17 protein-coding genes are annotated in these 13818 nt (G+C 63.2%); 9 read left to right on the forward strand and 8 right to left on the reverse strand.

The window, feature by feature from the left end:
• Positions 1–372: a DUF805 domain-containing protein gene (locus tag CK219_RS26055; RefSeq protein WP_095769482.1), complete on the reverse strand. Its 372-nt coding sequence runs from the start codon at positions 370–372 to the stop codon at positions 1–3.
• Positions 373–396: 24 nt separating this feature from the next.
• Positions 397–1251, reverse strand: a complete 855-nt coding sequence (gene dapD / locus CK219_RS26060) for a 2,3,4,5-tetrahydropyridine-2,6-dicarboxylate N-succinyltransferase (RefSeq protein WP_095769483.1) — start codon at positions 1249–1251, stop codon at positions 397–399.
• 144 nt (positions 1252–1395) lie between these two features.
• Here dapD and CK219_RS26065 point away from each other — a divergent pair, with 144 nt between their 5' ends.
• On the forward strand, positions 1396–2235 hold the full coding sequence (locus CK219_RS26065) for an LOG family protein (protein WP_095769522.1): 840 nt from the start codon (positions 1396–1398) through the stop codon (positions 2233–2235).
• A 29-nt stretch (positions 2236–2264) separates the two neighbouring features.
• Here CK219_RS26065 and CK219_RS26070 read toward each other — a convergent pair whose 3' ends face one another.
• Both CK219_RS26070 and CK219_RS26075 read right to left on the reverse strand, forming a co-directional pair.
• Positions 2265–2888, reverse strand: a complete 624-nt coding sequence (locus tag CK219_RS26070) for a response regulator transcription factor (protein WP_245340620.1) — start codon at positions 2886–2888, stop codon at positions 2265–2267.
• A gap of 291 nt (positions 2889–3179) precedes the next feature.
• Complete coding sequence (locus CK219_RS26075) at positions 3180–3857, reverse strand: sensor histidine kinase (protein WP_245340623.1); 678 nt, start codon at positions 3855–3857, stop codon at positions 3180–3182.
• 252 nt (positions 3858–4109) lie between these two features.
• Between CK219_RS26075 and CK219_RS26080 the strand changes: the two genes are divergently transcribed.
• The 3 genes from CK219_RS26080 to CK219_RS31845 all read left to right on the forward strand — a co-directional run bounded on the left by CK219_RS26080 (position 4110) and on the right by CK219_RS31845 (position 5631).
• Positions 4110–4526, forward strand: a complete 417-nt coding sequence (locus CK219_RS26080; RefSeq protein WP_176477154.1) for a hypothetical protein — start codon at positions 4110–4112, stop codon at positions 4524–4526.
• Between the two features lie 191 nt (positions 4527–4717).
• Positions 4718–5170 carry a hypothetical protein gene (locus CK219_RS26085; RefSeq protein WP_095769486.1) on the forward strand — a complete coding sequence of 151 codons (453 nt, stop codon included), beginning with the start codon at positions 4718–4720 and terminating at the stop codon, positions 5168–5170.
• Entirely contained in the window at positions 5170–5631 is a 462-nt protein-coding gene (locus CK219_RS31845) for a hypothetical protein (protein WP_176477155.1), read from the forward strand. Before CK219_RS26085 ends, CK219_RS31845 begins: the two co-directional genes overlap by 1 nt.
• Positions 5632–5762: 131 nt before the next feature.
• On the opposite strand, the gene CK219_RS26095 is transcribed toward CK219_RS31845, so the two are convergent.
• Both CK219_RS26095 and CK219_RS32365 read right to left on the reverse strand, forming a co-directional pair.
• Positions 5763–6728 carry an AraC family transcriptional regulator gene (locus tag CK219_RS26095; RefSeq protein WP_176477156.1) on the reverse strand — a complete coding sequence of 322 codons (966 nt, stop codon included), beginning with the start codon at positions 6726–6728 and terminating at the stop codon, positions 5763–5765.
• A 544-nt stretch (positions 6729–7272) separates the two neighbouring features.
• Positions 7273–7638, reverse strand: coding sequence for a hypothetical protein (locus CK219_RS32365; protein ID WP_245340621.1), 366 nt, complete (start codon positions 7636–7638; stop codon positions 7273–7275).
• A gap of 121 nt (positions 7639–7759) precedes the next feature.
• Between CK219_RS32365 and CK219_RS32370 the strand changes: the two genes are divergently transcribed.
• Together CK219_RS32370 and CK219_RS26105 are read left to right on the forward strand one after the other, a co-directional pair.
• Complete coding sequence (locus CK219_RS32370) at positions 7760–8221, forward strand: YadA-like family protein (protein WP_245340622.1); 462 nt, start codon at positions 7760–7762, stop codon at positions 8219–8221.
• A 317-nt stretch (positions 8222–8538) separates the two neighbouring features.
• On the forward strand, positions 8539–8964 hold the full coding sequence (locus CK219_RS26105; protein WP_348628349.1) for a hypothetical protein: 426 nt from the start codon (positions 8539–8541) through the stop codon (positions 8962–8964).
• A 34-nt stretch (positions 8965–8998) separates the two neighbouring features.
• On the opposite strand, the gene CK219_RS26110 is transcribed toward CK219_RS26105, so the two are convergent.
• Positions 8999–9706, reverse strand: coding sequence for a pyrimidine 5'-nucleotidase (locus tag CK219_RS26110; protein ID WP_095769490.1), 708 nt, complete (start codon positions 9704–9706; stop codon positions 8999–9001).
• A gap of 150 nt (positions 9707–9856) precedes the next feature.
• Here CK219_RS26110 and CK219_RS26115 point away from each other — a divergent pair, with 150 nt between their 5' ends.
• The 3 genes from CK219_RS26115 (at position 9857) to CK219_RS26120 (ending at position 12385) form a co-directional block, all read left to right on the forward strand.
• Complete coding sequence (locus CK219_RS26115; RefSeq protein WP_095769491.1) at positions 9857–10618, forward strand: GGDEF domain-containing protein; 762 nt, start codon at positions 9857–9859, stop codon at positions 10616–10618.
• A 172-nt stretch (positions 10619–10790) separates the two neighbouring features.
• Positions 10791–10949, forward strand: coding sequence for a hypothetical protein (locus CK219_RS31850; protein WP_176477158.1), 159 nt, complete (start codon positions 10791–10793; stop codon positions 10947–10949).
• Positions 10946–12385 carry a GMC family oxidoreductase gene (locus tag CK219_RS26120; RefSeq protein ID WP_095769492.1) on the forward strand — a complete coding sequence of 480 codons (1440 nt, stop codon included), beginning with the start codon at positions 10946–10948 and terminating at the stop codon, positions 12383–12385. Before CK219_RS31850 ends, CK219_RS26120 begins: the two co-directional genes overlap by 4 nt.
• Positions 12386–12928: 543 nt before the next feature.
• Here the strand turns inward: CK219_RS26120 and phhA are convergent.
• Positions 12929–13765: a phenylalanine 4-monooxygenase gene (phhA, locus tag CK219_RS26125; protein ID WP_095769493.1), complete on the reverse strand. Its 837-nt coding sequence runs from the start codon at positions 13763–13765 to the stop codon at positions 12929–12931.
• Positions 13766–13818 lie beyond the last annotated feature (53 nt).

Genomic DNA, 13818 nt, shown 5'->3' on the forward strand with positions numbered 1-13818 from the left:
TCAGCTATCGCCCGGTGCGTTGGTGCGCCTGCCGTAGCGGTTCGGTCCGGGATCGCTGCGGAAACAGGAAAGGATGATGAGCAGGATGGGACCGATGATGAGCGAGATCAGTGCAAAATAGGTCGGCTTGCCGAAATCATGAAAGCGCTTCGCCGTCACCGCGAAGGTGGCCCAGGCCGAGATCAGCAACACGCCCCAGCATATCATGGCCCAGTTCTGGCTGGCGGTCGTGTTCAGCTCCACCCGCGCGAACTGATAGAACGGGAAAAACTGGACAAGGACCAGCAAAATCCCGGCCAGCGCATAGGCGACCGGGCTCAGCCGCCCCGAAAGGCTGAAGAACAGCCAGAGGAATTGCGATCGTTCAGCCAATGGCGTCCGCTCCGTCGTGGAGGATCAATCGCGCAGCAATTCGTTGATCGAGGTCTTCGACCGGGTCTTGGCGTCGACGCGCTTGACGATGACGGCGCAGTAGAGGCTCGGGCCCGGCTCGCCATTGGGCAGCGGCTTGCCGGGCAGCGATCCGGCGACGACCACAGAGTTCGGCGGCACCTCGCCGTAAAAGACCTCGCCGGTGGCGCGGTCGACGATCTTGGTCGACTGGCCGATGAACACGCCCATGCCGAGCACCGAGCCTTCGCGCACGATGCAGCCTTCGACCACTTCGGAGCGCGCGCCGATAAAGCAATTGTCCTCGATGATGGTCGGGCCGGCCTGCATCGGCTCCAGCACGCCGCCGATGCCGACGCCGCCGGAAAGATGCACGTTCTTGCCGATCTGGGCGCAGGAGCCGACCGAAGCCCAGGTGTCGACCATCGTGCCGGTGTCGACATAGGCCCCGACATTGACGAAGGACGGCATCAGCACGGCGCCCGGCGCGACATAGGCCGACCGGCGCACGATCGAGGACGGCACGGCGCGGAAGCCTGCCTTCTCGAAGTCGACGGCGCTCCAGCCGTCGAACTTGGACGGCACCTTGTCCCACCACACGGCTTGGCCGGGACCGCCCTTGATGATCTCCATCGGGTTCAGCCGGAAGGAGAGCAGCACCGCCTTCTTCAGCCACTGGTTGACGTGCCACTTGCCGTCGTCCTGCCGTTCGGCGACGCGGGCGACACCGCGGTCGAGCAGGTCGAGCGCCGACTGGATGGCGTCGCGCGTCTCGCCGCGCGTCGCGGTCGAAATCGTGTCGCGCTCCTCGAAGGCCTTCTCGATGGTCCTTTCGAGGCTCGCCAGATCGGGCTTCGACATGATTTCGCTCCATTACCAAGCTGTTAAGGGGCCACGCCTTAACCTGTTTAAAAGTCGCGCGGACCCTATGTTAAGGCTCAATGGGGGTCAATCGCGCCTGCGGCACGGGACGGCGCAAGTGAAGGAATTGGACGGGTGGATTCGATGACTCCCATGGAAAAGGCAGGGTGGACGCCGCTGCCGCATTCGGACGAGGATCTGGAGCGCTCGAAAGGCGTGCCGGATACCCCGCAAACACGTGCCGAGACCTACCGGCTGGCCTGGAACGATCCCGAGTTCATGACGCGTCGCGAATTGCGCGCCGTGCGGCTGCAGCTCGAGCTTCTGAAGCCGGAAATGATCTTGGCCGAACGCGGCATTCATTCGACCGTCATCCTGTTCGGCGGCGCCCGCCTGCCGGAACCCGGCGGCGAGGCCTGGGCGGCCAAGAACGAGACGCAGAAGAAGAACCTCGAGGCGAACAGCAAATATTACGAAGAAGCGCGCAGATTCGCGCGTCTGTGCTCGCAGCAGTCGGCCACCTCCTATTATCGTGAATATGTCGTCGTCACCGGCGGCGGGCCCGGCGTCATGGAAGCCGGCAACCGCGGCGCCGACGATGTCGGCGCGCCGTCGATCGGCTTGAACATCGTGTTGCCGCACGAGCAGGCGCCCAACGCCTATGTCACGCCGGAGCTCTGCTTCAACTTCCACTATTTCGCCGTCCGCAAGATGCATTTCGTCATGCGCGCCAAGGCGGTCGCGGTGTTTCCGGGCGGCTTCGGCACGATGGACGAGTTCTTCGAGACGCTGACGCTCATCCAGACGGGACGAATGGAGCGCGTCCCGGTCATCCTGTTCGGCAAGGCGTTCTGGCAAAGGGCGATCGATCTCGATTTCCTCGCCGAGCAGGGCACGATCTCGCCCGGTGACCAGGACATCATCGATTTCGTCGACACGGCCGAAGAGGCCTGGGAGATCATCCGCCGCTTCTACAAGCTTTAAGGGCGGGAAGACAAACCTGCCCGGTCTGCCTACGCCGGCAGCTCGACCAGCCAGCCGTTCGAGTGCGCGAAACGCACGATGGCCGCCCGTGAGTGCAGCGCGAGCTTCTCGGTTGCCCTGGTGCGGTAGGTCTCGATCGTCTTTATGCTGAGATTGAGCCTGGATGAGATTTCCTTGTTGCTGTAGCCGAGCGCCACCAGCTGGATGACCGACCGTTCCCGTTCGCTGAGATTGCCGGGATCGCCCTGGGTGGTGCCGCGCGGGCTCAATATACGCGCGGCGAGCGCCGGATCGACATAGTTGTCGCCGGCCAATACGCAGCGGATGGCCTGCAGCAGGTCCGTCGCCGTCGACCGCTTGACCACGAAGCCGCGGCCGCCGGCCGCAAGCACCTGGCGCAGGCAGCCTGGGTCCTCATGCGCCGTCAGCGCTATGCAGCTGACCTCGGGAAAGCGTTCGCCAAGCCGTTCGATCAGCGTGACCCCGTTGACGCCCGGAAGCGATATGTCGACCACGGCGACATCGGGTAGCGTCTTGCCGATCCCTTCAAGGGCATCCTCGGCATTTCCGGCCAGTCCGACGATCGTCAGATCGTCCTGGCTGTCGATCATCGCGCCGACTCCCGACAGGATGATCGGATGGTCATCGACCACGAATATGCGCCTGCAGCACACCTTAACCTCCATCAGTCTGCCAAAGGCCCTGTCACGCGGAAAGGGTCCTCTTGTCCTTGATGGTCTAGGCAACTGGCCCGCCTGGCGCGGGACGCCCGTCTGTTCTGGCGGCCTGAACGGCCGCAACGGGTAAGCCATCCCCCGCCTAACCCAATGAAGCCGGACTGTAAGCCACCGCTAATGTCCGGGATGTGCAGCGCTTCACGTAACCCCACCTGACGCCAAGATGCCGTTTCAAACTTGTTCGCGTCTTGTCGGCCGGACCGTCGATCAGCCGGCCAGAGGCACATCGGCGTAAATGGTGGTCCCCTTGCCCCTGGCGGTTTCAACCGACAATTTGCCACCGACCAGCGCCAGCCGCTCCCTCATTCCGGCAAGGCCCAAATGGCCCGGACCCGGTTCGGCGCTGGCGTCGAAGCCGCGGCCGTCATCCTCGATCGTCAGGCGTATCCGATCGTCCTGGATGTGCGCCGTGACGCTTACGCGGCTCGGCGCGGCATGCTTGCCGATATTGGTGAGCGCTTCCTGCGCAACGCGGTACAAAGTGAGCGCGATCTCGGCAGGCGGCGGGCTCGACAGGGCTTCAAGATCCATCTCGCATGCAATGCCAAGTTGACCGCAAAGCATGGTGGCCAGGTCCTCGACCGAAGCTCTGAGGCCTTGGCGATCGAGGTCTGCGGGTCGCAGGCTCCAGGCGGCGTCATGCACCCTGGCGCTCAGCTGGTCGATAAGCATCGCGGCGCGCTCGAGGCGGGCGTCCATCTCCGGCGAGCCGGCGCGAACGATGTGCAATTCGAGCGCGACGCTGGCGAGCAGCTGGCCAAGATCGTCATGCAGCTCGCGCGACAGGCGCAGGCGCTGCTCTTCCTGCACGGCAACCAGATGCCGCGCCAGACCACGGCGCTTTCCCGAGCTTTCACCTTTGCCGGTGTCGATGCCACCCTCCACCGTCAACGCTGCGCCCGCGAGAAGAGGCGCAAGGGTTGATGCTGTGCGCAATATACACCCGGCATACGCCTTTATGCCTGTCAGTTTTTTCCTGATTGCTTCAACTTTTCCTGACACGGGGTCAGCAGAAAAACCGGCGGCACCTGCCGATCAGCCCGAATTCATGGGCGCTATTTCCGCGTGCATCCTTAGGGCGTCCTCCCGGTCACCTTGAACTGGCCGGGAAGTTCAACACCAACCAAGGAGAACGTCATGAGAAAGATCATCCTGGCCGCGGCCGTGCTGTCGGCTCTGACCGGTTCGGCATCCGCATTTTCGGTCGGTAGCGGCAACGGCAACGGCAACGGCAATGTCGGCGTCGGCAACGGCAATGGCAACGGCAACGCCAACACCGGCGCCTTCAACGGCAACTTCAACGGCAATGGCAATTTCGGCTTCGGCAACGGCAATGGGAACGGGAACGCCAATATGGGCGCCTTCAACGGCAACTATAACGGCAACCTCAATGCCGGCGCCGCCAACGGCAACGGCAACGGCAACGGCAATTTCGGCCTCGGCAACGGCAACCTGAACGGCAACGGGAACTGGGGCATCGGAAACGGAAGCGCCAACGGCAACGGCAACGCCGGTGTCGGCAACGGCAACGGAAACGGCAACGGGAACCACTAGTCCCGCCCAACCGCCAGCGTCGCCAAGCTTCAGCTTGGAAAGACGCTGATGGCTCTGGGACCGTCGAGCCAAGCGCCCGTCCCCCGCGCAAGGCTACCGCGACATATCGCCGGCGGTCCCAGTCCTTTTCGCCCAATCCTTTTTGCAACAGATCCCAATTTCAAAAGCTAAGCCATGGAAGGAGTTCGCAGATGAAACGCTACGTCATACCGGCGCTATGCCTGGGGTTGTTGAGCGCAACCGCGGCGAAGGCGGACACCACGACCGGCAGTCAGGCCTTCGGCATGTCGGCCGTCCAGGGAGCGGTCGGCAAATACGGCCAATCCATCGGCGCGAACGTCAGGGGCATGAACCCGCTCGGCAATTTCGGCGGCAATGTCGGCTACAAGAACAGCGGTACGGGCAATGTCGGCGCCTTCAACAGCGGCACCGGCAATGTCGGCGCTTTCAACGGCAACAACAACACCTCGCCGACAAGCGGCAACGGCAACATTGGCGCCTTCAACGGCAACTCCAACACCGGCCAATACAACGGCAACAGCAACATCGGTGCCGGCAATGGCAACTTCAACGGCGGCAACTTCAACGGAAACGGCAATGTCGGCGCCTTCAACGGCAACTCCAACGGCCGGGGAAACCGCTGATGACCGGCTTGAGCACATCCACCCGGCCTAGCAGGCGCCGGGTGGCGGCGAGGCTGCTTGACGGCAACGGCCTCGCGCTGGGCACGCTGCTTGCCGCGTTCCTGGCCGCCGACGCCTCGACCCTGGTCAGGATTGCCGAGCTTCCAATCGGGGCCAGTGTCGCCAACGGTCTTGGCGATACCGGAAATTTCAACGGCAACGGAAACTCCGGCAACTTCAACGGCAATGGCAACAGCGGCAATTTCAACGGCAGCGGCAATGCCGGAAGTTTCAGCGGCAACTTCAATGGCGGCAGCTTCAACGGCAACGCCAATTGCGGCAATGGCCATGGCAACGGCTATGCGTCGGACGGCAATGGCAACGGCAAGGGCGCCGGCGGTGCTCCGGCCTGGTGCCGGTATCTGAAGGACTTGAATGGCCGGCTGGGACTGCCGCCCGGCACGATTCCGGACTTCGACTAGAGCAATTCCGGGAAAAGTGCGCAGCAGCTTTCCATCAGCAACTGCGTAGAAACAAAGAGCAGGTCGGTCCTATCAAACGCCGAACCGTTCTAGGATATGCGGGTCGGGATCGCGCGCTTCGCCCCCTCAAACTAGGGCCGATGGCGGTTTCGCCGCAGCTCGTCCGGCGTCGCGTCAAAGGCTTGCCGAAAGGAGCTGTAGAACGTCGTCAGATTGTGAAAGCCGCACGCAAACGCGATATCCGCGATGGTCCGGTGCCGCGAATCCGGGGCAAGCAGGATGCGTCGGCTCAGCGCGATCCTCGATCGCATCAGATGCTGGCTGAAGGTGATGCCGGTAGGCTCGAACAGCAGGTGAAGTTGCCGAACCGATATCGCCATCGCTCGGGCTACTTTGGTCGGGGTCAGGTCCGGTTCGGTCAGACGCTGCGCGATGAGCTTCCTGGCCTCGACGAGACGCGCCGCTGCGAGGCCGCGCCGCGTCGCGACCTGCCTCTGATCGGTCCCCGCTCCGAGCGCCAGCGACACGAGATCCTGTATGTGCATTCCGACCGCCTGGCGCACTTCAGGGGAGGTCATGGTCTGGTCGCCCAGCGCCGCGCAATAGCTCGCGAGCAGATGAAGAGCCTCTGACGGCGGAAATGGCCGGCCAAACATGTCCTCCAGCCCCCCGACCGCTGCGGATATCGTGTTGCGTGGAAGGCGGACGAACGAGGCATGCGTCAGCGTCGGGGTGTGCATGTAGCCGGCATCCGAATGGGAAAAAAGCACTCCCGCGCGGAAACCGACCAGCGTTTCGTCGCGGCCGAATTGCGAGACGAAGGCCAGTCCGTTTGCTCCTGTGTTCATCCCGAGGCAGACATCGTCACTGCCATCGACTACGATGCCGCCATACAATCCGGAACTTTGGGAGGCCGTGAGGGAAACCCCGGGAAATGTGCGCACCGTCATGGTCAAGGAAGGCGCATGGCCGGGTAGCGACTGGTAATTGATCTTGGCCATGTGAGGCCCGAACTGCTCTTGCAGAATCGCCAGGCGGTCCCGCGGGGGCAGTTCGTCGGTCGAGAACCGTATCGGTTCGGCGGTTCCTTCGCTCACATCCTTCACCCCAATTTTGGCGCAGTCATGAGTCGGCGCGTGAAAGGGTACAATTCGGGTTGGGACAATAAAATTCCGCTGCGGATTTTCAAAAGCGAATTCGCGGTGCTCTCGCATAATTCATCGATTTTGCGCTGAGCCGTATAAATCGCTGCGCCGAATTATGCGACGGCTTTGCAACCCTTCGCTACGCTCACCCCAAAGGCAATCATGGGGGCATGATGATGGGGCGAAGGCGATCAGGCGCCATTCGTATCGGAAGACTGGGGTATTCTTCCCGGATTTGGGTCGTGCTCTTTGCGAGCCTCGCTATCCAGGCTGGCGGCGGTTCGGCGATGGCGGGAGACACCTGCGGGACAGGCACCGCGTCGGGGACGAATTCCGTGGCCTGCGGCACCGGAGCCACGGCGTCGGGAGACGCCAGTGCCGCGCTGGGCTTCAACAGCAAGGCAAGCGCGTTCGCCACCACCGCGACAGGCGCGGGGAGTCTGGCAACAGGGACCAACAGCACCGCCACGGGCGATCTGAGCACGGCGGGCGGCGATTACAGCACGGCGACGGGTGGAGGAAGCATCGCGAGCGGGGTCCAAAGCACCGCGACAGGCGTGGACAGCAAGGCTACCGCTACCGCCAGCACCGCCACGGGCACCGAGAGCACGGCGAGTGGGGCTTCAAGCACCGCAGCCGGCGCGGGCAGCACCGCGAGTGGGGACTTCAGCGTCGCGACGGGCGCGGGAAGTAGCGCAAGCGGGGCTTTCAATACCGCCACGGGCGCGCTCAGCACTGCGAGCGGGACCAATGGTACCGCGCTAGGTAGCGAGAGCACTGCGAGCGCAAGCTTAAGCACGGCGACAGGCTTCAGCAGCACTGCGAGCGGAGACGACAGCACGGCTTCGGGAGCCGGCAGCACGGCTAGCGGCGCCTCGTCCTCCGCCTATGGCGAGGGATCCTCCGCCGCCGGCGACAACGCTACCGCGATCGGCAGTGGTTCCAGCGCGGGTTTCACGAATTCAGCCGCCATCGGCGCCGGCGTGGCGACGACGAGGGCAAACCAGATCGCCGTCGGCGCCTCCGCCAACACCTATACGCTTGCCGGCCTGCCTTCGGCGGCAAGCAATGCGGCGCAGCTTGGTTCAACCAGTTTCGTCACGACCGATCAGTATGGCAATCTTGGCACGGCCTCGTTCAGTCCGGCGGACATCGCCGCGCTCGACGGGCGTGTGACCGGGCTGGAATCGACCGTTGCCGACAACAGGGCCGAAGCTCGCGGCGGCACGGCTCTGGCGCTGGCGGCGGCCAGCTTGCGCTATGACGACCGGCCGGACAAGCTGTCGGTTGCCGGCGGCATCGGCTATTTCAAGGGCATGACCGGCCTGTCGGCCGGCATCGGCTACGCAACCTCCGAGAGCTTTCGCCTGAACGCCGCGATCAGCGCTGTTCCAAGGCGCGGTGACGTCGGCCTCAGCGCCGGCATGTCGTGGACACTCAACTGAGGGGTCCGGGGGCAGGGCCCAGGTGCTGCCGCCGGCGCGGCGCCCGCTCGCGCCTTCTGGCTGTCAGCTTCTTTTCGAGGACGCTGGTTTCATGCGCGCGGCTCGGGCTGGTCCTTGCGCTGGCGGGGCCAGCAACGTTCCTGCCGACTTCATGGGTGCCCGCACAGGAAGAGCCGCAGGCGCGGGCCGCCCCGCAGACGCAAGCGGCGCAGGAATCGCGGATCAAGCGACAGCACGCCGCCAACGCGGAACATCCAAAGCAGCCCCATCCCGCCGGCATTGACAGGAATGGCGTCATCATTCTGGTGAAGTCCGCCTTGATGGCGCTCGACCAAGCCAACAAGACCGGCAACTACACGGTGCTGCGCGATCTCGGCTCGCCCGCCTTCCAGGTCAATACGGCAGCGCGTCTTGCCGAAATCTTCGCTTCGAACAGGACGCAGCAACTCGATTTTTCCGGGATCCTTGTGCTGGAACCGCAATTGACGCTGCTGCCTCAGGTCGAGCCCAGCGGCATGCTGCACATGGCCGGCTTCTTTCCTTCGGCGCCCAGACAACTCAACTTCGAGATGTTGTGGCAGCCGGTAAACCGCCAGTGGCGTCTTTTCGGCATCTCGGTCAACCTTGCCGACAGCAGCCCGACTGCCCCGGAAACAACTCCGCCGCCAAAACCGGCCGACGACAACGAACCACCGCCGCAAGCTCCGACGGGCGCCATCTATACGTCTCGCCCCAAGCAATAATTGTCGAGACAAGATGTCGGGGAGCGCGCCTGGCTCAAGCCACGACGTCGACGATCGCGGTCAGGAAACCGGCGAGGTCGTCGGTGACGAAATCGACATCATCCTCGTTTGCGGGGTCGCGTTCCCAGATCTCCGAGAAGGTCGGCTCGAAATTGCGCGGCACCACCAGCACGGTCGTCATGCCGAGCGTTTTCGGCACGGCCAGATTGCGCGCCAGATCCTCGAACATCACCGCATTGTGCCCGGTCACCGAGTGCAATTCGGCAAAACGCTCATAGGTCTGGCGCTCCGGCTTGGGGCTCAGCCCCGCCGCGACGATGTCGAAGATGGCGTCGAAATGTTCCAGTATGCCGAGCTGGCGCGCGGTGCGTTCGGCGTGCCTGCGGTCGCCATTGGTGAAGATGAACTTGCGCCCGGGAAGCTGGCGGATCGCTGCGCCCAGCACCGGATCCGGCACCAGCCGCGAATAGTCGATGTCGTGCACCTTCTCGAGGAAATCGTCGGGATCGATGCCGTGCCGCTTCATCAGCCCGTTCAGCGTCGTGCCGTATTCCAGGTAGAGCTCCTTCTGCAGCTTGCGCGCGTCGTCGCGCGAAAGCGTCAGCAGCTCGCCGACATAGGCGGTCATCTTCACGTCGATCTGCGCGAACAGGTTCGAGTGATGCGGATAGAGCGTGTTGTCGAGGTCGAATACCCAGTCCGTGACATGGGCGAAGCGGGCGGGATCGGGTGTCGTTGTCATGGGTTTCTTATGGCATGCCGACGCTGGATTTATCCACAACTTATGCGCGTCACGAAATGTGAAAATGGCGCCTCGCTTCAAATTTTAAAAGTCCTGGAAAGGTCGCCTTTAACGCTTGCTGGCACACAAGCTGACCCTTGGGAGCAAGTGATGAGTCGCATATTTTTGAGGGCCGCTGCCGTGGCGTTCGCTTCGGTCGCTGCCTCGCTGTTGTTGACGCTGATTGTGATGCCGGCGATGGGCTTTCCGATGAGCCGCACGGTCTGGCTGGCGTCGACGGTTTGCCCGCTCGTCCTCGCCTGGGCTGCCAGCGCCAGCAGCTTCTGGCAGAGCGATAGGTTGCAGAATGCTCATCGCGAGCTTGCCCGGGCCCACGCGCAGCTCGCGGCGGCCCACAGGCGCCTGTCGGAAAAGGCAAGCCGGGACGACATGACCGGCATGCTCAACCGCGAGACCTTTTTCGCCGCGCTCGACGGTTCGCGGCGCAAGAGCGATCGTGGCGCGCTGCTCATCATCGACGCCGATCACTTCAAGAGGATCAATGACAGTTACGGTCATCTGACCGGAGACGAAGCGCTGCTTTTGATCGCCGGCGCCATCGAACGCGGCATTCGCAGCGGCGACCTGCTCGGCCGCATAGGCGGCGAGGAATTCGCGGCTTTCCTGGTTGGCGCCAGCGAACCGGAAGCCAAGCATATCGCCGAACGCATCCGCCGCGAGGTCGAGCTGATCCGTTTTCGCCCGGTCGACGAGCGGACCGTGCCGCTCACGGTTTCGATCGGCGGCGTCTGCTGCGGCGAGAGTGCGACCATTTCGGATTTGATGCGCGCCGCTGACCGCAGGCTTTACGAAGCCAAGAACCGCGGCCGCAATCTTTCGATCCTCGACCGCGAATTGCCCGAGGCGGCATGAAGCCTCGCCGCAGGCGTTAGGAATGCCCTAACCATGTCCATATTCAACCGCGCTAAACTTCCTGGTGTAACGCCGTTTTCACCTGGGTCTGGCACGGAATTGCCTCCCAGGCGGCACATGTGCCGTTGAGGAACGGCATGCGTGGATCGAGGCCCCTGTCGAGAGACGTGTCATGAGCAGGTTCATGAGAAAAATGTCGCGCCGCGCGATCGTGCAGGCGCTGATCGCGCTTCCTGCCCTGTCGCTGTTCCGCAGCCAGCAACCCGTGGTCGATGCCGATGAGATCGTCGAGATCAATGGCTGGATCCTGCGGCGAAGCGACCTCACATGATCTTCAACAGCTACGAGGCCTACAAGCAGGCCGGCTTCAGACCCAAGGCCTGCATTCTCGGCTCCGGCCCGGCCGGCACGACGATCGCCAGGAAGCTCGGCGCAGCCGGCATCCCGGTGGTCGTGCTGGAGGCGGGTTCGCGCGAGTTCAGCGAGGAGTCGCAGGATTTCTACCGCGGCAAGACGGTTGGCGATTTCTATTTCGACCTCGACATCACCAGGCTGCGCTTCATGGGCGGCTCGTCCAATCACTGGGCCGGCTGGTGCCGCGTGCTCGACAAACAGGACTTCGAGCCCAAGGCATGGGCGCCGGACACCGGCTGGCCGATCGGCCGCGCCGATATCGAGCCCTATCTTGGCGAGGTCCACGATATCCTCGAGCTGCCTGATTTCCGTCCCGACGTCCCGGTTTCGGACGACATCCGCTGGGTTCAATTGATCAAGAGCCCGGCGGTTCGCTTCGGCGAGAAGTTCGCCGACGAGCTCGACAAGAGCAGGAACATCGCCGTCGTGCTCAATACCTACGCGACCGAGCTCACCGGCGACGGCAAGCGCGTCACCGGCGCGAAGCTATGGTCGAACGGCCACGATGCCGGCACCTTCGCGGCGGATTATTTCGTCACCTGCACCGGCGGGCTGGAGAACTCGCGGCTGCTGTTGTGGTCGAATGAGCGCTCGAATGGCGGCGTGGTGCCGAACGCGGCGGCGCTCGGCCGCTACTGGATGGAGCATCCGACCTTCCAGGGCGGCAATGCCATCCTAGCCAATTACTCGGAGTTCGAGGTCGACGCCTCGAAAGAAGCCTTCTTCTCGCCGACGCTTGCCGCGATGGAGCGGCTGCAGATCATGAATTTCGGTATCCGCCTGATCGAGTCGCCGTATCCCAATGTCAAGAAATTGATCGCCGATCTCGCCTGCACGGCACCCAACATGGCGGAATGGATGTCTTCCCAGCTGGACCAGAGGCTGCGTTGCGCCGCCCAGCTTTACGTCGCCTGGGAACAGGCGCCGCTTGCCTCCAACCAGATCGAGCTGTCGAAGGCCGATGTCGACCACGCCGGCGTGCCGCGTATCGAACTGCGCTGGAAGAAGTCGCCGCTCGAGCGCCGCACGCTGCTTGAGGGCCTCAGGCTTTTCGGCACGACCATGGCGCAGAAGAATCTCGGCCGCGTCCGTATCGACGACTGGATCGGCGATGGCGGCGATTACCCGACCAATGAGGAAACGGCCGGCAACCACCATATGGGTGGCACCCGCATGGGCACCGACGTCTTGAAGAGCGTCGTCGACGCCAATTGCAAGGTGCACGGCATGGACAATCTCTATGTCGGCGGCTCGTCGGTGTTCTGCACGTCGGGCCAGTGCAATCCGACGACGACCATCACCGCGCTCGCCTGCCGCCTCGGCGAGCATCTGGGCAAGGTGATCGCCGTCTGATCTCGACCGTGCTGCGCATTCATCAATGCGGCACACGCCCTGCAGAGCAAGCAGTTGGCCAGGATCAAGGCCGAGCCTGACAAGGCATAGCCAGAGGATCAGCGCAGGATTTTGAAAAATTGCCGTTTATCGACGGGAACGATTTTCACCGTTTCTTTCGGTGACGTTGGCGATTGGCGGAAGCCTTCCAACCTCGTCATTCCAGGGCGGAGCAGCCGCGAAGCGGCGTCGCGGAGACCCTGGAATACATTCCGTGGCTCTGATCAAAGAGTGCAGCTGAGCAGAATTCTGCACCGCGGCAGCGCTCATGCGACACGGAATGGATCCTCGGGTCTGCGCGCGTCGCTTCGCTCCTTGCTCCGCCCGTGGATGACGACTGGGTGGGCGTTTCGGCTACCGCCAAGGCATGGCATCCGCCAACGCAAACATAGCCAACCGGTCAAAATCCCTGTGCTGGGGAACTAATTGCAAAAAGGCACAAAGCGGCCCAGCCGCCTGTCGGCAGCTGAACCGCGCTGAATGTCGGTTGGGCGAAAACCGACCTCAGATTGTTGACGGGTCGAGCGCCGGCTGGCCCTTGAACCGCGCCACGATGCCGGCGAGGTCGCCATGGGCGAAAGCATCGCGCAGCGCATCGAAGGACGGCAGCACGAAATAGACGCGCTGGAACTTGTCGATCTCATAGCCGGTGCGCATCACCGTCTCGAGGTCGAACGGCACATGGTGCGCTTCCTTGCTCTCGACCGCGAATTGCAGCTCGGTGAAGGACGACATGAGCCCGGCGCCGAAAGCTTTCAACGGCTGGCCGGCTTCCTGGATGAGGCCGTATTCGGCGCTGTACCAGTAGAGCCTCGTGATCATCTCGTCGCGGCCGAGCGCGATCAGATCTTCCGCCTTCCGGCCATACATCTGCATGAAATCGGCGAACACCGGCTGGGTCAGGATCGGCACATGGCCAAAGAAATCGTGGAACATGTCCGGCTCGACGATGTAGTCGAGCTCTTTCTTCGTCCGCAGCCAATTGGTCACCGGGAAGCGCCGATTGGCGAGATGATCGAAGAAGGGGCCGGCCGGAATGAGGCCGGGCACCGCAACGATCTCCCAACCCGTCAGCCTGGCGAGCTTTTCGCTCACCTCGTCGAAATCCGGAATCCTGTCGAGCAGGCCGAGCGCGGCGACGCCGTCCAGATACGAGCGGTGCGCGAGCTTCCGCGTCAGCTTCGTCTGGCGGTCGCAGAGCGTGCGCCACACCGCCTGTTCCTCGGCGGAGTAGCCGTAGCCCTGCGCCACGGTGAAATCGCTGCGGCAGACCGAATAGTCGCCCCGCAGACCCTGCGCCGCGCATTCGGCGGCATAATCGGCAACGCTGATCGTCATCATATCCTCCTCAAGATCGTGATCGGCGGATCGTGAAGGGGAGTTTAGAAGCGACC

The sequence above is a fragment of the Mesorhizobium sp. WSM4313 genome (assembly GCF_002294725.1).
Lineage (GTDB): Bacteria > Pseudomonadota > Alphaproteobacteria > Rhizobiales > Rhizobiaceae > Mesorhizobium.